The sequence below is a fragment of the Peijinzhouia sedimentorum genome (genome assembly GCF_049340005.1).
Lineage (GTDB): Bacteria > Bacteroidota > Bacteroidia > Cytophagales > Cyclobacteriaceae > CAXBDP01.
The window spans coordinates 92,780-115,167 of the sequence record NZ_JBMPIY010000007.1; the positions used below are offsets into that span (position 1 = coordinate 92,780).

The following is a 22,388-nucleotide window of genomic DNA, read 5'->3' on the forward strand; positions in this document are numbered from 1 at the left end:
ATGATTATAAACGAACCGTTTTAACGGTTTAAAAATGTATTAAACCATAGCCAATGGTTTCAACCTTGGGATCATGAAAATAATCAGAAACAAACCATTTTTACGGTTTGAAAAATCATCTTAAATCATAGGTATTATAAATACAATCATGAACAAACCGTTTTAACGGTTTAAAAATGCATTACACCATAGCCCATGGTTTCAACCATGGGATTAGAAAAATAATTGTGACCGAACCGTTTCAACGGTTTACCCAAACCAAATTCGCAAAGACTGAAATTAAACCTTGAATAAGCGGTTTTAATGTCTCATTTTTGCATCCCAATTTGACATTTTTATTATGAACCAAGATCAACTGAAGACGTTGAAGGCTCGTATCTCGGCCTTGAGGAGGTATCTTTGACTACGATTCGAAAATAGATCAAATCACCATTCTTACAGAAAAAGCAGCCGATCCGGATTTCTGGAACGACTCCAAAGCTGCTGAAAAAGTACTGAAAGAAACCAACGCCCTCAAAATGTGGACAGATGCTTACGAAGAGCTGGAACAGCTTATCGAAGACATCGAAACCTTATTTGAGTTTTTGTCTATGGGTGAAGGTAGCGAAGCAGAAGTTGATGCTGAATACCAAAAAGCCGTTAAGATTCTTGAAGATCTAGAATTCAAGAAAATGCTAAGCGCTGAGGAAGATCAACTAAGCGCCATGCTAGATATCAACCCTGGCGCGGGAGGAACGGAAAGCCAAGATTGGGCTGAAATCTTGATGCGTATGTACATCATGTGGGGCGAGAAAAAGGGCTTTAAAGTAAAGCAAATAGATTATCAACCTGGTGAAACAGCTGGTCTCAAGTCAGCTACACTGGAATTTGAAGGTCCATTTGCCTATGGATATTTGAAAGCAGAAATTGGCGTACACCGTTTGGTAAGAATTTCTCCTTTCGATAGTGGTGGTAGAAGACACACTTCATTTGCATCTATCTTTGTCTATCCAAAAGTAGATAATGATATAGATATTGAAATCAATCCAGCTGATGTAGAATTGCATACCTCACGTTCTGGTGGAGCGGGTGGTCAAAATGTAAACAAAGTAGAAACGAAAGTACAGCTTACTCACAAACCTACAGGTATTGTAGTAGTGTGCCAAGTGGAGCGAAGCCAGCTTGCCAACCGCGAATTAGCCATGCAAATGCTAAAATCAAGGCTTTACCAACTCGAAGTGGAAAAACGAAATGCCGAACGCGATAAAGTCGAAAGCGGTAAAATGCGAGTGGATTTCGGTTCGCAAATCAGAAACTACGTGCTACACCCATACAAGTTGATCAAAGATGCTCGTACAGGTGTGGAACGCACAGATGTACAAAATGTCCTCGATGGGGATTTAGATGATTATATCAAAGCTTATTTAATGGGTGGAGAACAGGAGGATTAGATATTAGAAAAGATTAATCATAATATTTTTCGGGTACCCGAAGTAGCGGACTAGAAGGCCTTTTCTTTCCATTTAGCACAAAGTTTCTAAGAAGCATAGACCTTTGATTCACCACTTCACCTGCTTTAGCTAAATACACGCTGTTATTGGCTGCCCTTCCTTGCTTTTGCATATTTTTTATAGAAAGTGTTTTACAAATTGCCTTGCTTGTTCAAGTTCTATGTCAGCATTAAGGTCTTTAGTCAATACTTCACTTACCCATTTCGGACCATGATTTCCTACACTTTTCGCAAAACTTTCTAACTCTCCTACTTCTAGAATTAAAAACCCTTTTTCTTTTAATTTTAACTGTAATCGCTCAAACGCTTGTGTTGCACCTCCGCTAGGAATATAAGATTTTCCAACCTCTTTAGCTTCAGACCAAGCAGAGGCTTTTTTTAATGCTCTCTGAATTTCATTTATTTTTTCTTTAGGGAATATTCTTTCTGTTGTACTATTAAATGTGGCTTCGATTTCTCTCTTTATATCCACTGTTAAAAATTCAGGTCGCTTTTTTTCAATCTCTTTTTTTACAATGTTCCAATCCTTTTCAATGTCAGACCATGCCCCACCTAAATCCTCAAAAATTTCTTTGATAGGATTAATATCATTTAAAACATCAAAGTCAGAAACTACTTTGATTGGAACATTAAGCTTTTTTAGAGCCTTTATCGCGGTTGGTATCCTGTGTTTCCCACCACAATGAATAAATAATATGTCTGGTGCAATTGAAATTGTGTGGTCAAATTGAGCAGACAATACAGCTGAAAAGAATCTGCAATCTGAGTCACTTTCGCAGATAACCACTTTTGAGTGAAATAAGCCATTTAATACATTTGAATGTCTCAAAAGCGAATCATTCCAAATATTATCAATATCTGTGCTTGTCAATGTACTAACTTTATTAATTGAACCCTCTCTTTGAATACGAACAATTTTAAGCTTGTTGACATTAGCATCTAACAGACCTTTAAGAAAATCTTCACTGTGTGTTGCCAAAAATAATTGCCTTTCAGATGGTAAGTCTTTTGCAAGCATTTTGCCCAAAAGTCTTGCTTGGGGTGGGTGTAAAAATGCTTCAGGTTCATCAATAAATAATATGGAATGAGTTGATATAAATGCATTTAAAAGAACACCAACAAAACCTCGCATTCCATCACCTTGTTCGTGAAGCAAGTCCAATTTCTCCAATTCTTTTAAGTATGATGAGGAAACTCTGTCTTCACCAACCATTGGCATTGGTTTTTCTCCAACATATAGTGGCACTTCACTTCCTGCATTTCTATGAACAATTAAGTCAGTTCCAAATGCCTGTCTAAAATAGTCACTGAACCTTTGTTCCAACGAATCATCTTTTTGCAAAAAATGAATAGGATGTTGAATTGCTTCCGTTGTTAGCTTAATATTTTGTGGAGGATTCGCTGCTGACAATCTTTGTTCTGTTGTTAAAATGTTAACAAACAAAGATGAAAGTTCACCAATTCCATTATCATATTTTGAAAAAATATTTTTTACTGAAGATTCCCAAATATTAAATCCAAATCCTTGATAAAGGATTTGACTTGGACTACTGTCATAATTTTTTGTTGCAGAGATTTCAAGTAAACTAAACAAGCCACTTTCATCCCCTTCCTTTTCAATAGTTATATCTCTTAATACTTTTACCTTATTCTTTTTAGACCGCAATAGGCTTGACGCTTCTTTTAGTGAAGCACTTTTTCCAGCATTGTTAGGACCAACAAAAACAACGATATCATCTTTGTCAAATTGAAGGGTAGTTTCATCACTAAAAGTTATGCTGCTAATCCAAATTCTTATTGCCATACTTTTTGATAGTTTTCTAATGGGTGTTTTACTATGGTTGCCAGTAAAGTTTTGGCGCTTGGCAAAGAAGCGGATTTAGGAGCACAAAACTGTCAATACTCCACAAAAGTTGATGCGAGGTAGAATGTTGAATTAACCAGGTAACCAGCCATAGAACCAAAAGTATGTCGGCGTCCTCTATTTTATTCATGGTCTGGGAATATTATAATACCACCCATTTGATTAATGATTGCATCCCTACACTTTTTCGCAAATTCATCATCGCCTTTTTCTAAAACAATCTTGCAAACTATAAACAAGTCACTTGTTTTTATTAGACCAATCTTTTCTCTCTTTGCTCCTGATTTACATTTTAAAGTAAAGTTTAAAGTTCGTTCATTTGGTGAAACAAATCTTTGAGGGTTACCAAATAACAAACCGAATGCTTTTTCAATTACTGATTCCTTTTCAAAGTCTGCATTTAGTCCATCTAACAATTGTCTAAATTTAGAAACGTCAATATCCTTATTGTCTTTCCCTTCACATTCACCTATAAATCTGAAACCTTCAGGTGACAAAATAATTTGGTCTAATTCTAGTTCTCCATCATCATAATTTTCGGCTTTATACCCTAAAATCCTCAAGGCTTTTATAACTGCTAACTCAAGAGGTTTGCCTGTTTCAAAAAGTAAATCTTTTAAATTTTCTTGTTCTTCAAGAATTGAGTTTAGCTCCTTGAGTTCCTTTGTCTTTTTTTCAATTTCGTTTTTAATTTTTTTAATTATTCTTTTCGTTTCAATTGCATTCTCAATGGAGAATTCATCTTTTTCAAGCCAAGCTGGTTTTGGAGTTTTTACTTTTTCACTTCGTAAAGATTTATCAATTGAGACCAATGAGTTAATCAATATTTTGCCTCGCTTTATAGCTTCTTCAGTCCAATACTCTTCATCTTTTTCCTTGTTATAAAATGAAAAGACCTGGTCATTGAAATTTAAATTTGGCAAAAAGACTACATAACCATCTTTAATTTTAACTATTGTTCCTAATATCCTATCACCATTTTTTGTTGTAAATAATCCTTGTAATTCCTTTTGCGATGTTAAATAAACTTCATAAGTAATCAGGTCTTTGAATTGATTGAAAAATTCTTTTGCTAAGTCTGATTTAGGGAAAACATTTTTGCCTGATGCAGTATGAAACTCTAAAAAGCTAAATGGGATAAATGAATAGTTTGAAAATGGAGAAACGTGATAAGTAGTTTTTTGATTTCTTCCTGTTCCGCTTAAGTCTTTTGTTCCTGTGTAAACAAAGAAATCAGACTTTTGAGGAAGAACAACAAAAAGTGTTCTTCCTGTTTCAACAAAATGTAAAAGCTCCTTTTTCCAATGTTTTAAATGTTCCTTTATTGATGCAGACGACTCTTTATTATAAAGTTTTTTTCCTTCGTATTCTCCACTACTATGATAATTACTGCTGTCATATGTAGAATAACTTGTTGTTGAAAGGTCTGGACAGAATATAGCTATATCTGAATCTGCTAAGGAAGTGAAACTGTCCAAACGGACAAAGTTGTCATTTGCACTTGGGATAGTAAATCCTATTCCTTTATATTCTTTCATCGTGTCACTTTAAGATTGTGGTAACATCTTCAATAATGCTACAGTTACGTTTATTCTCTATTGTCAGATAGAGTATTTTATTAATTTTCAACGTTTGATTATAAACATAATGTATAAAGTTTGAATATGCAATGTTTGTGAAATCGAAAAAGTATGAAAATTTCTTAAAGGAAGGGTGGGTTGTGGAAAAAAGGGCTTTGGGGGTGATGCGGGAATTATGGAGTGCTTTTTTGCTTTGAAGGTATTGTAAATGGCAATATGAAATCTACTGTATTCAAACATCTTTGCATCATCTAAAATCCATCAGGCGCTGAAGTTTGAATTTTATCAAGGGCTATTTAATGGGTGGAGAGCAGGAGGGTTAAATACTTGGGCAGAGGAAAAAACATAATTAACAGTTTAGCTATAAACTCTGGTAATACGCATTACAATTCTTTTTTAATACAAATTGTTATTTATTATTTTTATTAGATAATTTATATTCAGACATTTATATACAGGAGTCAAACGCGAAACGTGTGCGCCAGTATGAAAATCTCAGACTCCATGAGATGGAAATTGAGAAGTCAGCAGAGATCATAATAGCTACAGGAAACAAGCCCTTCGAAAAAAAGGGAAGTCTTACAAAGTAGTAAAGGGCTGAACGTATTGTGAATTGTAAACCTGCCTGCCGTCAGGCAGGTTCGATAAGGAGCCTTTTTTAGCCTTATCTTAGAAGTAGTAGCGGAAGAGAGGTTGTAGGTGTAAAGAGCGGCAGCCTTTGGCTTTACGAACCGTCGTATATGATAATGAAAAATATGTGAAATACCGAGCGTAGCTCTCGTACGTACGGGCTTATGGCTCACTTCGTCTACTCAATTGGCGGTTCGTTATTTATTTGTCCATTCAATGAATTTCAAAAATTGCTCACTCCAATGTGATTTTTCTCCATTTTGAGTTTTTTCTATATAAGCGTGATCACAACCAATACATACTTCAAAAGTCAAATTCTCCTTCCTGTTTTCAATAAATTTAACAGGAAGTAAATACGCAGTTTCAATAGGTGTACTTTCATCTTTAGTTCCAAAAAGGGCATAAATCGGAATAGTCAGTTCGGTTAAATAACTAATAGGTGCTTTTTCATAGGTGGACCAACGTTTATTGGTGAATCCAAAATGGTCAATATCGGTTGAGTTAGGATTTTGAACTACTGAATTATACCATTCTAGAATACCCATTATGTTCTGATGAGCTTCCTCGTCAGAGATGTCTCCTTTCAAAGCCTCAATCCTATTAAAGAGTGAAAATTCATAAAAATTATTTAGAACATTCCCTGACCAAAACCCCAAATGTGTTATTTTTTTGTTTATAGTGGCTAAAGCTGCACCAATTACAGCCCCTTCTGAATGACCATAGACAATGATTTTTTTAGTGTTGGTAAGATGATTCTCAATAATATGGTTAATTGATAAGTTTATTTGTCTAACTCTATAATCAAGATAGTTTTTCTCGTAATAGTCTTTTGGAACTACGATATTACCATCTTCAAAAACTCCTTCCATTCCTGGTTTGGGGATAATAGCATAAGTATAGGTCGAATCTAATTTTTTATAATCATCTCCAAACCAACGAAAATAAGTAGTTTTATCCCCGTCTTTTTTATACGAAAAAATGGGGTTAGCATCTGTACCTTGAATAAAGACAACCAAGTTGCTTGGTTTTTTTTGGGGATTTTTTAAAAAATAAGTTATTGTATCCTTGTCGTTTATTATTTGCTCTTGGATAAAATCATATTTTTCAAGTGCATCATAAATGTTTGGGCTATCTTTTTCCTGGGCAAAACAGAAAGTAGACACAAAAATTAATAAAGTTGTTAAGAATTTTTTCAATGATTTGTATTTTTTATTTGACTATTTAAAAGTAAAATATTACAATCAGAGTCATAATGATCTCCAGCATCTTCATTAACGTATTCCTACGATAATCCCTCCAATTTAGAGGAGTTAACGCAACTATTGCGTTTATTTCTCTATTATCAGGCCTCGTTCTTTATTATTTTTCAACGTTTGATTATAAACATAATGCATAAAGTTTGAATATGCAATGTTTGTGAAATCGAAAAAGTATGAAAATTTCTTGAAGGAGGGTGGGTTGTGGAAAAAATGACTTTGGGAGTGATACGAGAATTATGGAGTGCTTTTTTGATTTGAAGGTATTGTAAATGGCAATATGAAATCTACTGTATTCAAACATCTTTGCATCATCTAAAATCCATCAGGCTCAGAATTTGAATTTTATCAAAGGTCATTTAATGGGTGGAAAGCGGGAGGATTAAATACCAGTACAGTGGGAAGAACATAAATAACAGCTTAGATATAAACTCTGGTAATACGCATTACAATTCTTTTTAATACAAAAAGCATCTTATGAATTTAGATAAGCCATTATATTTCAACACTATTTGGAATTTTTCTTGTTACTTTTTGTCATTGCCATAAAACGTAACCAAAAAAGTCTAGACAAAAAGAAGCTTCCACACACAAGGCCAGCGCCCACCTTCGGTCGGCAGGCCAGCCCGCCTTTTTGTCCTCCCGCCCACAAACAGCCATTCCTCATTGGTCTTTCTTTTTTCTATTTCTTCTTACTTCGGCCTAGGAGATTTTCCCGTTAAGAAATATGTGTAATAGATAGGCCTTCTAGAGCCAAAGACTGTTTGAGCGCAACGTTTTCTTTGAATCGCCTTTATGGAGCCTATTTTAGGGAAAAGATCCTTAGCCTTGTCGAAAGCGGAAATTTTATTATTAATTCTCTTGATAAAGATACTTCAGCCCCTCGTACAAAGCTATTAATGGTACTGAGCGATGGTTTTCATTCTCAAAATATTCAATTTCCACATTTACTGCTTCTTCTGACTTCTTTGTGATTAATGTATAGAGATAGTCATGTCTTTGTTTATTCCTCTCGTAATTAGCCTCTCCTTGATTGGCCGTAGCTATGTAAAGTTTTTTATTCAATGATATTGATGAAATAGAATCAACTTTATCTTTCATCATCTCCTCGCTCCACCAAATACTTGGATCAATGGAAAGATAAGCATTGAATAGGCTATTTTCATCCATATAAGAATTTAATGTAAGTAGCCCTCCTAATGAATGCCCAACGAGAGTTCTAGAGGGTTCTGTTCTATAATTTTCATCAATATAAGGTATTAGTTCCTTCTCTATAAAACTCAAAAAATTCCTTCCGCCTCCCATAGTATTTGGTCGTTGGGTCTTAATTTTTGTAACCGTAAAATCTCGTTCACGGTCAACATTCTCTATGGCTATGAGAATACTTTCTGGCATTAAATCGTTTCGGTTCCTATTGGAACTCATAAAATGGACTATTCCAGCTGCTGTTTTAAAATGAGTATATCCATCAAGCAATATTATAATTGGATATTTTTTTCCCGCTGCAGATGAATCACTGTATGAATCTGGAAGACTGATTAAACAAGTTCTTTCTTCGTCTAAAATATTAGAGTATATACTAAAGTTACTTCCTATTTTAATATCTGTATTATTCTGTCCGAATGTAGTCTGTACTCCTAAAAGAAGGATATATAAAAGAACAAATGTCAAATTTTTCATAATTCACTTTATGTGTTTGGCAGCGTTTTACTTATGGTTTGTGGCGGTTTCGGAGCACTTTCCTGTCCACTGAAATAGAGCTAGCTAGGGAGGAAAATACATTGCTTTTATTCTCTTTTTTAGCTTGCTCCAACAGTTTTGTATAAGACTAGTTGCGTGTTTTAAGCAACTAATTTAGAAATCCAAACCAAATAGAAAATCTTCGCGGATTTTCATAAGTAAGCTTATACTGTCTATTGTAAAGATTAAAATAATATTTTAAATTATCATATTATAAAACCTTTTAAGATTTTGAGATTCGATTTTAGTTTAAGAAAATTGTTAGTGAGAACATCTTTTCATTACATACTTTTTGTAACAGGTATAATTTTATTATTTTCTTTTGGATATTCAAAATTCTCAAATCCCCTATTCGCCTATTGAACCTGAAGTGTTAGCAAACATAAAGAGTGATATTCCTACTGATGCTCATATTTTAAATAGAAACAGAATGCAAGCATTGTTTATGCAAGAAAGAGGCTAGTTCTTTATCTTATTTGCTTCTTTAATAATATCGATTATGTCATAGATGAGTTTGTCAAATCATAGGCGTATCATCAATACAAGTTTAAATTATAGATACAATTTAAGGGATAATCTTTCAACAAGACTTAAAGAAGGCCTCAATCTTCAAGAACGTTTGTGTTTGAAATATTCGCAATTAACTGAAAATGACGTTTTAATTGCTGAAATGCTCATTGATGAGGAACGTAGCAAAGATATTTCTTTAGAATTAAATATAGCACCAACTAGTGTTAATACTGCTCGTTATCGATTAAGAAAGAAAATGCTTTTGACGACCAAGGCAAATCTGCTAGATGTTTTGAGACGAGTTTGAGTTAGTCTATTCAGAATCTGTACGTTACATTTTTTATTTCTGTTTGGGTTTTTCATCTTTGAGTTATTAATGCTGTTTATCATGAAAAACACATTCCTTTTTTTTATTTTTTTAATTGTTTCCACAAATTCCTATTGTCAAGAGTGGACAACACAAATTGATTCAGTGCTTACAATAGTTTCTGATAATCAATTATTTGACGGGCAGGTATTGATTGCTGAAAATGGGACGATTAGATTTCATAAAGCTTATGGAACTAATGAAGATGGCAAACAAATAAAAAAGAATACTTCTTTGGGCATTAGTTCAGTAAGTAAAGCCTTTACGGCAGTATCTATATTGATGCTAGTGGATAGAGGGCATTTAAATCTTACTAACAAATTGACTGATTATTTCCCTGAACTTCCCTATAAAGATGTAACTATTGAAAGTTTATTAAATATGACCAGTGGTTTGCCTAGGTTTCAGCCTACCATTGCAACTTACCTAGATAGCACAAAAGTTTACACTTCAAATGAAATCATAAAATTAGTCGCCAAATATAAACCTGATAACATCATAAGAGGCGAAAAATTTGGTTATAATGGAGACAATTATATACTACTTGCAGCAATAGTCGAAAAGGTTTCGGGTGAGCCTTTTGCAACGTTTGTAAAACAAAATATTTTTGAGCCAATTGGTATGGCTAATAGTTTTGTTTATAATAGGGAACAAGCAATTAACGGCAAGCCATTATCTGCCAGTTTCGGTCCACCTTTAGGTGATAGCCATATTCATTCTACTGCTTATGATTTATATTTATTTGACCAAGCTCTATATACCAATCAATTACTGTCTCAAAAAACCCTGAAAAAGTCTTTTGAAATGACACCTTTAAATGACGGCTCTTTAAGTAACTATGGCTTTGCTTGGCGTTTGAACAAAACTGACGATGTCAACGAAGCTTACATTGTTGGAGATGGTGAAAATAAGAGGTCTAGTTTACAACGATACATGAATAATAAAAAAACATTTATCTATTTACATGACATTTCAGGTTCTAATTGGAAAGGTGTTTACGGTGCCGTAAGAAACATTTGGGAAGGTAAGCTATTCGAAATTCCTGAAAAACGGACAGTCTACGATATTGATACATCTCTTTATAAAAACTATGTTGGCAGCTACCTTTCAAAAGCTTTTGGGCTATTACATATTACTGAAGAGGACAATAAACTATATCTTCGACCAGACCCCATTGATGGGAAAGAAGAATTAGTGCCGTCTTCTAACACTACTTTTTATTTTGCCGAGCAAGCTCTGGAATGGGAATTTTTTCTAGATGAAAATGGCAACGTAAAGGGCTTGGGTTTAAAAGGTAAACCCGAGACAATGGGTTTAAAGCAGTGATTTGCGTATTGTCTTAAATTGCTACTTACGGGTTTGTATATGATGAGTTGCGCGGTTAAACGAGTGTTAGCAAATAAATCCCAGATAGAAAACCCTCGAGGATTTTCGTAAATAGACTAAAGCCAAACAATTAATTACACACTGTGTTGGCAATCAGGCTTTATCCATTATATTATGTTTTCTTTGAATTGCCTATTTATGGAATATATCTTAGGAAAAAATCAGCAGTCATGCACCAGCATTACTGGAAGATTAAATACCCAATAAGTTAAAATGAAAAATCCCATTGCCTTGAAAAAAGCATTGGGATTTTTCATTTATTTCTCTTTAGCCACTTAAAAATGCTTCCACCCTTGTGCCGTCAGTGGCACCACATTTCCACCTTTGGTTGACAGTACCTTTCCTTTTTCAGCTTCGTGCATATAGCCAATAAAGTGGATATCAGGATGATTTTTAATCTTTTCGAAGTCATCTTGGCTAATGGTAAAAAGTAGTTCATAATCCTCCCCGCCATTCATTACAGCGGAAATCGGATCCATGTGAAATTCTACGGCAGTTTCATACATTTTGCCATCCATTGGCAGCTTGTCTTCATACACTGCTACACCTAATCCACTTTGCTTGCAAAGGTGAAAAAGTTCAGAAGCCAATCCATCCGACACATCAATCATAGAAGTAGGCACTACATTAAAATCGCGCAATTCGTGGATCATATCCATCCTTGCTTCCGGTCTCAATTGGCGTTTTACTAAATAGGAATAATCTTCCAAATCAGGCTTCAGGTTAGGATTGCCTTTGAAAGCTTCCTTCTCGCGAGCAAGTACATTTAAGCCCATAAAAGCTGCCCCCAAATCTCCCGTTGCACAAACGATGTCGCCTTTTTTGGCTCCATTTCTAAAGGCAATTTTATCCTTATCGACAAAGCCAACCACAGCAACCGAAATCATCAATCCACTATGAGCTGCGCAGGTATCCCCACCTACCAAATCTACTTTGTATTGATCACAGGCAAGTTTTATCCCTTCGTACAATTCCTCCAAAGCCTCCACCGAAAAGCGATTGCTAACGGCCAATGAAACCGTGATTTGAGTTGGAATACCATTCATTGCTGCAATATCTGACACATTTACCGACACCGCTTTGAAACCCAAATGCTTCAAAGGCATATAGCTCAAATCGAAATGAATACCTTCTACCAAAGAATCGGTAGATAGCAGCATAAACCTATCTCCACAATCAATTACAGCGGCATCATCGCCAACACCTTTGATACTACTTGGCTGTTGCAAAGCAAATGAACTTGTGAGTTTATCAATCAAGCCAAACTCACCCAATTCGCCTATTTCTGTTCTTTTCCCTTCCATATTCTTAATCTCTTTCCTGACACAATTCTACTAATACACCATGACTGCCTTTGGGATGTAAAAAGCACACCCACTTATTATCGGCACCCATTTTAGGTTCATTATTCAATAACACAAAACCCTCCCGCTCCAAGCGCTTCATTTCGGAGCGAATATCCTCCACAGCGAAGGCTATATGGTGAATTCCTTCTCCTTTTTTTTCAATAAACTTTGCTATAGGACTATCAGGTTTGCTGGCTTCCAAAAGCTCGATTTTCGATTCTCCTATTTTAAAAAATGAGGTAAGTACCCCTTCGCTCTCCACTCCTTCTTGCTTATAAGGTTCTACACCAAGCAATTTTGTATAGGTTTCGTTCGCTTCCGCAAGGTTCTTTACGGCAATTCCTAAATGTTCAATTTTCTGCATTTCTCAAGCATTTTCGATAATAAGCAGCAATTTATGTAGTTTTGCCAAGGCTTAGAAACTTTTTGGAATATAAGCAGGTTTTTAAATTTCAATTACTGAAGAAATGAGTTTGATGCAAGCAGATATACATGTAGAAATAGCACGATTGCAAAAAGAAATTCAGACGCATTTTGGTCTGAAGGAGGACAATCTGATTTTTGACTTTAAGGATCATGGCGGGAGGACAAAGTTGAATTTAGTCACTGTAAACCCACGCCATGAACAGTCATTTCTATTTCATTCAGTAGAGGGAATCGACAAAGTAGATGCATTAGAAAAAATGCTTAACTACGTAAAGACGTATAGAGATAGCGAAAGCTCTTACACTATACAATGGTCGGCAAAATCTGCAAAAGAGCTACAAACTTCTTATTTTAGAGCTCGTAATATTCACGAGGCGCTCGACAAATTATTTTATGGTCGAGATATGAATGCAATCACCGTTTTTAGTGTTGTATTGAATCCATTAACTTAGTGCAAGATGATACAGGTAACAGAAAAAGCAGTAGAAAAGATAAAAGAACTGAAAGGCCAAGAAGGCTATACAGAAAACCATAATATCCGCGTATCAGTAGAAGGTGGCGGCTGTTCCGGCTTGATGTACAACCTTGGTTTCGACGATAAAACCAACGATGGAGACGAAGTATTCGAAGATAATGGAGTGAAGATTTTGGTAAACAAAAAGAGTTTACTCTATTTACTTGGGACTACTTTAGATTTTTCTGATGGTTTGAATGGTAAAGGATTTCAATTTGTAAATCCAAATGCTACACGCACTTGTGGCTGTGGTGAAAGTTTCGCTATTTAATTTTTTAGGATAGATAGATTTTAGGAAAAGAGGTGTCATTGGCACCTCTTTTTTTATTTAACTCTCCCGCTGTTATTGTTTCTTCATCATTTGGCCTGCAAAAAGGCTAATTTCCTTCCACTTATCAAATAGCATTTTCTTACTACGATTGGACTTCGGAAATTGGATAAAACCATTGAACGTCCATGAACAAATTAATCTCCCTTTCACTATTAATAGCCTTTACATTAATAGGCTGTAAATCTGAACCGCCATTTTTGGCTAGTCCTGATGATCTGGATAAAGCCTATGAAATACTTGCTACTCAAAGACAAGAGGCGCTGCAACAAGCAAATGCTGAAAGTTCGGCCTCCGCAGAAGCAATAGAAAAACTGCTCGATCTTGGTCTTTGGCAAGATGCTGAAGTACGATTGGCGAATGCTGACGACTCTCCAGAAATGCAAATGGTGAGAGCCAAATATGCTTGGCTGAAAAATGACTTCTTTGAGACTGAGCGACTGACAAATGATGTGCTCGCAACTGAGCCGGATAACTTCAAAGCCAATTTGATGAAATCGGTGCTTGAAGTGGAAGCTTGGGAACTAGAAAAAGCTGCAGAAACGGCTAAAAACCTTGCAGATAACTCCAGAGGCGATGAGAAAATTGCGGCCATGTTGCAATATGGTCGCGTACTAATTTGGCAAAAACGCTACGACGAAGCCTTGGAAATTGCCAAAAAATACCAAGAGGAAGATCCCTCCAATTCAAAAGCTTATTTGCTTGAGGCGGATGTCTATTTCTGGGATCAAAAACCAGCCGAAGCTGAAGCTCCTTTAGTAAAATCCCTGGAAATCAATCCGCTTGTGCCTGACGCACGCTTTAGCTATGGATATGCTATTTGGCGAAGAGTAGATGCAGAGCAACTAAAAGATATGGCTGCACAATGGGCCTTAGCATTGGAAATCAACCCGCTACATTATTATACACACTGGCATTGGGGCAATGGCCATACGCAACTCACCTATGCCGACTATGCCGAAGACGATGATGAGGAAATTCGCGAAAAACTCAAAGCAGCAGATGATCTAGTGCGTGAAAATAAACCTCAGGAAGCGATTGCCTACACTTTTGAAGTGGAAAGCGACTATCCAAATTCAGTCATTCCTTTATTGCATAGAGCCTCTATATACTATGTATCTTACGACATGGATCGACAAACCAGACTCGATTCAGCGCAAATGCTATTTGAAAAAATTCTTGATCGCAAAACCAATTTCGGACCGGCACATAATGGCCTTTCGGCGGTGATCAAATCTAAGCGAATTCCTTATTTGGCTGCTTATGACTCCATAGATAATGCATTGCGCACAATGGAAATAAGCGATCCGGAAAATTTCGCAAGAGTATTTCCAGATGTAACATATTATCCTGGCGACATGGTGAAATCAATGGTTTGGGGGCAACTCTACACGAGTATTGTTTACTTTCCATTCCTATCGAAACTAGACAGACAATTTATTATCCCACCACTTCATTTAGATTTGGCTACTACGATGAATCGCCCTTCATTCCGTTTCCAGACCACATTTGACAATCGTCAGTGGATGGATATTCGTGGAGTGGGCAGTGGTGCAGCTGCTATTGAATATGTAGAAAGAGGCGCATTTATGGAAAGAAATGTGGTACTGCATGAGTATGTACACTTATTTCATGGCCAAATATTGACCGATGCAGAAGCGCGGGAGGTTCGTCAGCGCTACTTCACCGCAATGAAGGAAGATCGCACATTGGACTACTACTCGGCCAACAACGAAAGTGAGTATTTGGCACAAACATACCCTGCTTACTTTGAGCCTGTAAAAGTCCACCCGTTGGATTTCAAATCGATGAACACCACAAATGATCTGAAAACCAAAGATCCGGAAATGTACGCTTTCCTTGACAAAATGATCAATAAGGAAAAGGCCTATCTCGCCGGTGATAAACAAGCAATGGCCAGCAATTGGGCTGAAGTATATGTGAAACTAAGCGGGAACAATCGCGCAAATACCAAACTTTCTCAAGCCTATTTGGACACTGCGTTGATTTGGGATAAGGAATATCTGCCAGCTTATTTATCCTATTCCAACCTGATGGCAGGTACTGAAAATTTCGATGCGGCCAAAACTTGGTTAGAAAAAGCAGAAGCAATTGATGCCAATTATGCACCTATCTATGCAACCTGGGCAAGGTATTACAATAGCTTAGAACAAGCAGGGCAAATGACCAAAGACGAAGCTGTAAGTGAGCAAATTGCCCAATTGGAAAAATCAATTTCGCTCGAAAATGACTTCTTGATAAATGCTGGACTCAATAGCCAATTGCGTAGTTTGTTGCTTGAAAACTCCAGGATCCCAGCGGCAATCCAAACCGCGGAAAGCTATGTAAGCTCTGCTGAAACTATTTCTACCTATCTCCGCGATCGCAGAGATGATGCACAAATGTTTGCTTGGTACAACAAAGCATTACTTGGATATGCGGACGTACTCGATGGCATGGATGAAATGGTACGTAAAAAACCTCAAAATTACAGCTTCCGCACCATGTATGCAGATGCCCTTGCTGCGAATAAGCAATATGATAAAGCGCTAAGTGTATTAGAAGAAGCGCAGAGAATTCTTGCTGCCGTAGGCACACCTCGTGCGGATTTTAGCTTGCGAATGGCCGAATACTATTTAGCACAAAACAAGCAAACTGAGGCAATGCAAATCCTAGATGAAAAACTGGAAGAGAAGCCTTCCATGCGTGGAGATATGGTGAGGTTGGCTAGAGTTTTGGCTCTTGCAGGAGAAACCGAAAGAGCTGAATCAACTTTACAATATAGCCGAACGCAAAATACACCTTATGCACAAGCGGACCTTGCTTATACCAAAGCGGTAATTGCCATGCAAAATGCGGATAATGCTGCTGCTCAATCTGAATTGGAAAAAGCTGTAACCTTGAACCCATACCACTTTGATGCTTGGCAAATGATCAAGGAAATAAAGGGTGAACTTTCCGAAACCGAGCGCCAAACATTGGATGCTTTGGAATTGAAAGCAGGCTCTTCTTATACGCTTTAAATAAAAAATTTCGATCAGAAAAAAGCCTTATGGTATCAATTACCATAAGGCTTTTTTACTTTTAAAGAAAAATGCAAAACAAACAACACATAAGCTCGGGGGCTCCATGGGAGAAAAAAGTCGGATACAGTCGAGCCATCAGAATAGGTAATACCATAGAAGTAAGCGGCACAACCAGCACCAAAAATGGCGAAGTAGTAGGTGTAGATAATATGTATTTACAAGCCATTACATGCTTGCAAATAATTGCCGAAGCTATAGAAAAAGCGGGAGGTAAATTAAGCGATATCGTACGCACAAGAATGTACATCACGGACATATCCAGATGGGAAGAAGCCGGCAAAGCACATGGAGAATTCTTCGCTGAAATAAGACCTGCGACTACTTTAGTGGAGGTTTCTAATCTGATTGACCCTGAAATGTTAATAGAAATTGAGGCAACAGCTATCATTCAATGATATTGTAAATCAGATATTTATGCAAGTGTCGGGTGAATGACGTGTCTAATACAACCTAAATAATTTGAGTAGCCAATTCAATAGAATAACATTGCCGAAGAAACAAATACATACCAAACAGATGAAACAACCTGAACTCGGCAAGAAAATTCTAGAGCTTAGAAAAGCCAAAGGCCTAACTCAAGAAGAATTAGTAGAAAAATGTAACATTAGTGTTCGCACAATACAGCGAATAGAAACTGGTGAAGTAACACCACGAGTGTACACCATCAAAACTATTCTGAGTGCATTAGAATATGATTTAGAGCAAATCAATGAGGCAGCACTGGAAGAGAAATCTTTTGGCACCAAACTCAAAGAATTTTTCTACATCGAGCTAGATGAAGAAAGACCGGCTAGCCACTTAACGAGCCAATTAAATATTGCCTGGATATTTGGAGTGATATATTTCATCCTTGGGCTACTGGAAGTCGGCGCAGAATACTACCGCTTCGAAGAAAACAGGATGATTTTTGGCAATATCGTTTACATTATAATTAAAGTAGCTGTCCTTATAAGTTACTTCTTCTTTATTCGCGGCTTCGTACTTATCGGAGTACTATTCAAGAACTACCTATTACGGATAATTTCCTATATCCTGATTCTTGCTTATAGTATTAGCTTAGGCTATGATATCATTTCCCTGTTCAACAATGATTATGCAATGGAAATCATCCTGCTTTCTGAAGCATTAATATTTGGTGCATTAGGCATAGTATTGGGAATTGGGATCATTCGATTAAATAAAACACATGGCTCCATTGCTCTGGTAGGGGGTATTTTCGAGCTTATCGCAGGTTTCTTTTTGATCACCGTGATATTGGCTTTGTTAGGTTTGGTAGTATTGCTTCCAGCTGTCCTTTTAGAAATTATATTGATTTACAAGACGCTGGAAATCATAAAGGAAAAGCAGGCTTCTGGAATTGAATTATAAATTGCTTAAGGTGATTAAAGTATTTATCTAAAATTTCACAATGAGATTTGGCTAAAGCCAAGAAATACACAAATTGAATTGCCTCCAGATAAATCTGGAGGCAATTCAATTTTCAGGAAATAATTTGAAGAGGATGCGGCTGTCGCTTAGTTTAGAAATCAATTTGAATAGGGAATAAAGATTCCGCCTATTCCTAGAAAAAAAAATTGAACAGGATATAGCATTTAGTTGTCGCCATTTGCTACAAACCAATTTGAATAAGAATGAGGCATCAACCCTTTCATTATTTGAATAGATATGCGGCTTTAGTCCATTCCTGAAATTATTTTGAATAGGATGCGGCTTTAGCCCATTCTCAAGATAAATATCAATATCCGGCTTTAGCCGAATAATAATGATTCTCTTTATTGCCTTGATATCCGCAAAATGGCGGACTTTGGCTAAAGCCGAGAAAACTAAAATTTAATTCCTCCAGATAAATCTGGAGGCAATTCAAGTTTCTTCCTGAAACCAATTTGAATAGAAATACGGCTTTAGCCCATTCTCAAGATAAATATCAATAATCCGGCTTTAGCCGAATGATAATGATTCTCTTTATTGCCTTGATATCCGCAAAATGGCGGACTTAGGCTAAAGCCAAGAAAACTACAATTTAATTCCTCCAGATAAATCTGGAGGTAATTTAATTTTCTTCCTGAAACCAATTTGAATAGAAATACGGCTTTAGCCAACTCCATAAATCGATTTGAATAGGAAATCCGCATTAACCCATTCTAAGAACTAATTTCATGGAATGCGACCTTAAACCATTCTTCAATTGAATAGGAATGCGGCTTTAGCCCATTCATTCATAAAACACCAAAACACCGGCTTTAGCCGAATAACGCTATTAAAATTATGATATTCCAATTAAATTTATGATATTAACAAACTAATACAACCAGAAAATTCTTAATAATTGACAAAGTGAAATAAAAAAACACCTCTCAGGTCAGGCTCATTAATTTTAATTAACCCATCCAACCATGCCTTTTGTAAAAATTTATATACACATTGTTTGGAGCACTAAAAACCGATATCCTTTCTTTCAAACAAGAGAAATTCGAACACAAGTGTGGAATCATATTGCTGAAAACGGAAAAAAGAAAGGTGTATTTATCGATTTTGTAAATGGGTATTCTGACCATTGTCATTGTTTAGTTTCCCTAAGCATTGACCAAACTATTCAGAAAGTAGTACAGCTTATTAAAGGTGAGTCATCTTTTTGGATAAACAAAAGTGGCTTAATAAGTGAAAAATTTGAATGGCAGGATGAGTATTTTGCCGTTTCTGTATCAGAATCATTGTTGGATAGAGTCAGGGATTATATTAAAAATCAAGAGATTCATCATCAGAAGAAATCCTTCCAAATGGAATATGATGAATTTATTAGCAAGTATGGTTTCAAACAGTATAAAGGCTGAATTTGGCTAAAGCCAAGTAATACACAATTGAATTCCCCCAGATGAATCTGGAGGCAATTCAATTTTTAGGAAATTACTAAATTGGAATGTGGCTTTAGCCCATTCCAGAAATAAATTTGAATAGGAATGTGGCATTTTGCTTTAGCCAATTGCTAATAACCAATAGGAATACGGTTTCAGCCCATTCATACATCAAATACCAAAACACCTGATTTAGCCGAATGATGATAGGTCAATTCATTGCCTTAAAATCTCCATAAATAGTTGAATTTGGCTAAAGCCAAGTAATAAACAATTGAATTCCCCCAGATGAATCTGGAGGCAATTCAATTTTTAGGAAATTACTAAATTGGAATGTGGCTTTAACCCATTCCAGAAATAAATTTGAATAGGAATGTGGCTTTAGCCCATTCTCATGGTAAATACCAAAACCCGGCTTTAGCCGAATGATGATGAGGCTACTCATTGCTTCTTCCTCTATTTACAAAACATCACGCAACGAATAAACCCCTATTCGACTCAAAAAAGGCAACAATAAATTTGTCAATAACCTAATCTCAATTGCATTCGCAAATTTTAATATAAAAACAAAATTATGGTGTTTAAGCTCTTTATAGATTTAGAGTAGTTATTGACTTCATTACAGATAGAGAGCCTCATGCAAATCCGGCAAGCGAACTTTTTGAGCTCAATGAAAAGGGCAATGTTATTCTATATCTATCTGCTGTAAGCATCAACAATATTTATTATATAGTTAGAAAATTTTTGAGCCATAAGAAATCTATTGAAGTCGTAGAGGGTCTAACTGAAATGACTGAAATTATAGGAACAACAAAGAAAGAATAACACAAGCTTTAAAAAACAACTTTAAAGACTTTGGAGATTCTATTCAATACTCTTCAGTATTGACTATTAAAGGATTAGATGCTATTATCACACGAAATATAAAAGATTGCAGATATTCAAAAATTGCAGTACTGACTCCACTGACTTTCCTGAAAATGAAAGGTAAAAACAAAGACTAACAAAGGTCACTAAAAGCAATAATCCCAAAGTACCCACTAATTTTTCAGCCCAAAAACCTACATGAAAGAGTAGCTTTACAGCTCCCCCAATAGCTTAAGAATTAAACCACAAAGAATCTCTATAAGACAAATTGGATATATACTTAGAATGGCTTATGTTTATAATCAAACAGTGAAAATTATTAATAATATAGCCCCATACAAGTGGGGTATAGATGAAAGTATTTTTTTACTAATTCTCATTTAGAGGGTAATGCAAAGATGGGTAGCATGTATAAACTAGTTATAATCAATGCTAGATAATTCTAGGTGACAGAATGCTCACCATTAAAAACAAACTTTGCAATGGGTATTAAAGATAAGACTAAGGATGAACTTATAAGCGAGTTACAGGAATTAATTAAAGAGAATAATTCTTTAAAGGCTTTAAAAGAAAAAGAAGAAGCAGAGGCTGTCATTGCCAACATGGAACTTGCTTTTGAAAATGAAGAGAAAGGAAAACGGGCGAATGAATTAATCATTGCTAACAAAGAACTTGCTTTTCAAAACGAGGAAAAAGAAAATCGGGCTATTGAATTGATCATTGCTAATAGAGAACTTGCTTTTCAAAATAAGGAAAAAGAAAAGCGAGCAAAAGAACTGATCATAGCAAATAGGGAACTTGCTTTTCAAAATGATGAAAAAGAAAAGCGAGCAGCCGAGCTAGTCGTTGCTAACAAGGAGCTTGCCTTTCAGAACGATGAGAAAGTAAAACGTGCTGCAGAGTTAGTCATTGCCAAAGAACATGCAGAACAAAGCGATCGATTAAAATCTGCCTTTCTTGCTAATATGTCGCATGAAATCCGAACACCCATGAATGGTATTTTGGGCTTTTCGGAGTTGTTGAAAGAACCTAATCTTTCAGGTGAGGAACAACAAGAGTATATCAAAATCATTGAGAAAAGCGGTGCTAGAATGCTTAATATCATCAACGATATAGTTGATATTTCAAAAATAGAAGCTGGACTTATGAAAGTTGATATTAAGGAAACTAATATAAACGAGAAACTCGAGTTCATTTATACTTTCTTTAAACCTCAGGTTGAGGAAAAAAGGATGAAGCTTTTCTATAAAAACACCTTACCTAATGAAGTAGCAATTATTAAATCAGACAGCGAGAAAATCTATTCCATTCTTACCAATCTTGTAAAAAATGCAATTAAATACAGTAATGAAGGGACAATAGAATTTGGGTATTTTTTAGAAACAGACAAGCCCCCAGCCCATTTGGTGTTTTTTGTGAAAGACACCGGGATTGGGATTCCAAAAGGCAGGCTGGAGGCGATTTTTGAGCGTTTTATTCAAGCAGATATTACAGACAGAATGGCTCGGCAGGGAGCAGGTTTAGGCTTATCAATTACCAAAGCCTATGTAGAAATGCTTGGTGGTGAAATTTGGGTAGAAAGCGAAGAAGGAAAAGGCTCAACTTTTTATTTCACGTTGCCTTATAATACTGGTCCAGAAGGAGAAATTGTTGCTAGAAAAATCGCTTCTGCTGAAAGTGAAAATAATCAGATTAAAAACCTCAAAATACTAATTGCAGAGGATGATGAAATATCGGAAATGCTAATTTCAATAGCCCTTAAAGAGTATAGCAATAAAATCATAAAAGCTCGAGATGGTATTGAAGCAGTTGAAATTTGCCGAAAAAACCATGATATAGATTTGATTTTGATGGATATTCAAATGCCAGGTTTGAATGGATATGAAGCAACTCGCCAAATCCGTCTGTTCAACAATGAAGTTGTCATAATAGCTCAAACGGCATTTGGACTATCAGGAGACAGGGAAAAAGCAATTTCAGCAGGGTGTAACGACTATCTCGCAAAACCAATTAATAAGTATGAGCTCATTTCGAGAATACAGAGGTTTTTATGAAATTTCATTATTACCGCGGAAGAGAATGGCTGTAATTAATGACGGAGTAATAGTAGTAGAAATTTTAGTATGCTTTTAATAAAAGAAAAACAA

At 36.0% G+C, this 22,388-nt stretch carries 18 protein-coding genes; 10 read left to right on the forward strand and 8 right to left on the reverse strand.

The window, feature by feature from the left end; translation table 11 throughout:
• Nucleotides 1-340 precede the first annotated feature (340 nt).
• A protein-coding gene (gene prfB, locus ACOXY8_RS11100; RefSeq protein ID WP_458331661.1) for a peptide chain release factor 2 occupies nucleotides 341-1,430 on the forward strand; the annotation gives its coding sequence in 2 pieces (ribosomal slippage) (nucleotides 341-400 and nucleotides 402-1,430; 1,089 coding nt in all).
• 13 nt (nucleotides 1,431-1,443) lie between these two features.
• Here prfB and ACOXY8_RS11105 read toward each other — a convergent pair.
• The 5 genes from ACOXY8_RS11105 to ACOXY8_RS11125 form a co-directional block, all read right to left on the reverse strand.
• Entirely contained in the window at nucleotides 1,444-1,602 is a 159-nt protein-coding gene (locus tag ACOXY8_RS11105) for a hypothetical protein (protein ID WP_458331662.1), read from the reverse strand.
• Between the two features lie 5 nt (nucleotides 1,603-1,607).
• Nucleotides 1,608-3,293, reverse strand: coding sequence for an ATP-dependent nuclease (locus tag ACOXY8_RS11110; protein WP_458331663.1), 1,686 nt, complete (start codon nucleotides 3,291-3,293; stop codon nucleotides 1,608-1,610).
• A gap of 182 nt (nucleotides 3,294-3,475) precedes the next feature.
• Entirely contained in the window at nucleotides 3,476-4,891 is a 1,416-nt protein-coding gene (locus ACOXY8_RS11115) for a hypothetical protein (protein ID WP_458331664.1), read from the reverse strand.
• An 869-nt stretch (nucleotides 4,892-5,760) separates the two neighbouring features.
• Nucleotides 5,761-6,759, reverse strand: a complete 999-nt coding sequence (locus ACOXY8_RS11120) for a hypothetical protein (protein WP_458331665.1) — start codon at nucleotides 6,757-6,759, stop codon at nucleotides 5,761-5,763.
• A gap of 912 nt (nucleotides 6,760-7,671) precedes the next feature.
• Complete coding sequence (locus ACOXY8_RS11125) at nucleotides 7,672-8,499, reverse strand: alpha/beta hydrolase (RefSeq protein ID WP_458331666.1); 828 nt, start codon at nucleotides 8,497-8,499, stop codon at nucleotides 7,672-7,674.
• 568 nt (nucleotides 8,500-9,067) lie between these two features.
• Between ACOXY8_RS11125 and ACOXY8_RS11130 the strand changes: the two genes are divergently transcribed.
• Nucleotides 9,068-9,376, forward strand: a complete 309-nt coding sequence (locus ACOXY8_RS11130) for a LuxR C-terminal-related transcriptional regulator (RefSeq protein ID WP_458331667.1) — start codon at nucleotides 9,068-9,070, stop codon at nucleotides 9,374-9,376.
• A gap of 81 nt (nucleotides 9,377-9,457) precedes the next feature.
• Nucleotides 9,458-10,762 carry a serine hydrolase gene (locus tag ACOXY8_RS11135; RefSeq protein WP_458331668.1) on the forward strand — a complete coding sequence of 435 codons (1,305 nt, stop codon included), beginning with the start codon at nucleotides 9,458-9,460 and terminating at the stop codon, nucleotides 10,760-10,762.
• Between the two features lie 335 nt (nucleotides 10,763-11,097).
• Here ACOXY8_RS11135 and thiL read toward each other — a convergent pair whose 3' ends face one another.
• The gene (gene thiL, locus ACOXY8_RS11140; RefSeq protein ID WP_458331669.1) at nucleotides 11,098-12,126 is read right to left on the reverse strand and encodes a thiamine-phosphate kinase; all 1,029 of its coding nucleotides are present in this window, start codon (nucleotides 12,124-12,126) and stop codon (nucleotides 11,098-11,100) included.
• A 4-nt stretch (nucleotides 12,127-12,130) separates the two neighbouring features.
• Nucleotides 12,131-12,532 carry a methylmalonyl-CoA epimerase gene (gene mce / locus ACOXY8_RS11145; RefSeq protein WP_458331670.1) on the reverse strand — a complete coding sequence of 134 codons (402 nt, stop codon included), beginning with the start codon at nucleotides 12,530-12,532 and terminating at the stop codon, nucleotides 12,131-12,133.
• Between the two features lie 103 nt (nucleotides 12,533-12,635).
• On the opposite strand from mce, the gene ACOXY8_RS11150 reads away from it, so the two are divergent.
• From ACOXY8_RS11150 to tnpA, 6 genes are all read left to right on the forward strand, one after another.
• Nucleotides 12,636-13,046 (forward strand): hypothetical protein, encoded by a 411-nt coding sequence (locus tag ACOXY8_RS11150; RefSeq protein ID WP_458331671.1) that lies wholly within the window; start codon nucleotides 12,636-12,638, stop codon nucleotides 13,044-13,046.
• A 6-nt stretch (nucleotides 13,047-13,052) separates the two neighbouring features.
• Nucleotides 13,053-13,379 (forward strand): HesB/IscA family protein, encoded by a 327-nt coding sequence (locus ACOXY8_RS11155; RefSeq protein ID WP_458331672.1) that lies wholly within the window; start codon nucleotides 13,053-13,055, stop codon nucleotides 13,377-13,379.
• Nucleotides 13,380-13,564: 185 nt separating this feature from the next.
• The gene (locus tag ACOXY8_RS11160) at nucleotides 13,565-16,459 is read left to right on the forward strand and encodes a tetratricopeptide repeat protein (protein WP_458331673.1); all 2,895 of its coding nucleotides are present in this window, start codon (nucleotides 13,565-13,567) and stop codon (nucleotides 16,457-16,459) included.
• Between the two features lie 71 nt (nucleotides 16,460-16,530).
• A complete protein-coding gene (locus ACOXY8_RS11165) occupies nucleotides 16,531-16,917 on the forward strand; it encodes a RidA family protein (protein ID WP_458331674.1) in 387 nt (128 codons plus the stop codon).
• Nucleotides 16,918-17,038: 121 nt separating this feature from the next.
• Nucleotides 17,039-17,890: a helix-turn-helix domain-containing protein gene (locus ACOXY8_RS11170; protein WP_458331675.1), complete on the forward strand. Its 852-nt coding sequence runs from the start codon at nucleotides 17,039-17,041 to the stop codon at nucleotides 17,888-17,890.
• Between the two features lie 1,025 nt (nucleotides 17,891-18,915).
• Nucleotides 18,916-19,353 carry an IS200/IS605 family transposase gene (gene tnpA / locus ACOXY8_RS11175; RefSeq protein WP_458331676.1) on the forward strand — a complete coding sequence of 146 codons (438 nt, stop codon included), beginning with the start codon at nucleotides 18,916-18,918 and terminating at the stop codon, nucleotides 19,351-19,353.
• 274 nt (nucleotides 19,354-19,627) lie between these two features.
• Here tnpA and ACOXY8_RS11180 read toward each other — a convergent pair whose 3' ends face one another.
• Entirely contained in the window at nucleotides 19,628-19,819 is a 192-nt protein-coding gene (locus ACOXY8_RS11180) for a hypothetical protein (RefSeq protein WP_458331677.1), read from the reverse strand.
• 904 nt (nucleotides 19,820-20,723) lie between these two features.
• Between ACOXY8_RS11180 and ACOXY8_RS11185 the strand changes: the two genes are divergently transcribed.
• Complete coding sequence (locus ACOXY8_RS11185; RefSeq protein WP_458331678.1) at nucleotides 20,724-22,295, forward strand: ATP-binding protein; 1,572 nt, start codon at nucleotides 20,724-20,726, stop codon at nucleotides 22,293-22,295.
• The last annotated feature ends 93 nt before the right edge of the window (nucleotides 22,296-22,388 follow it).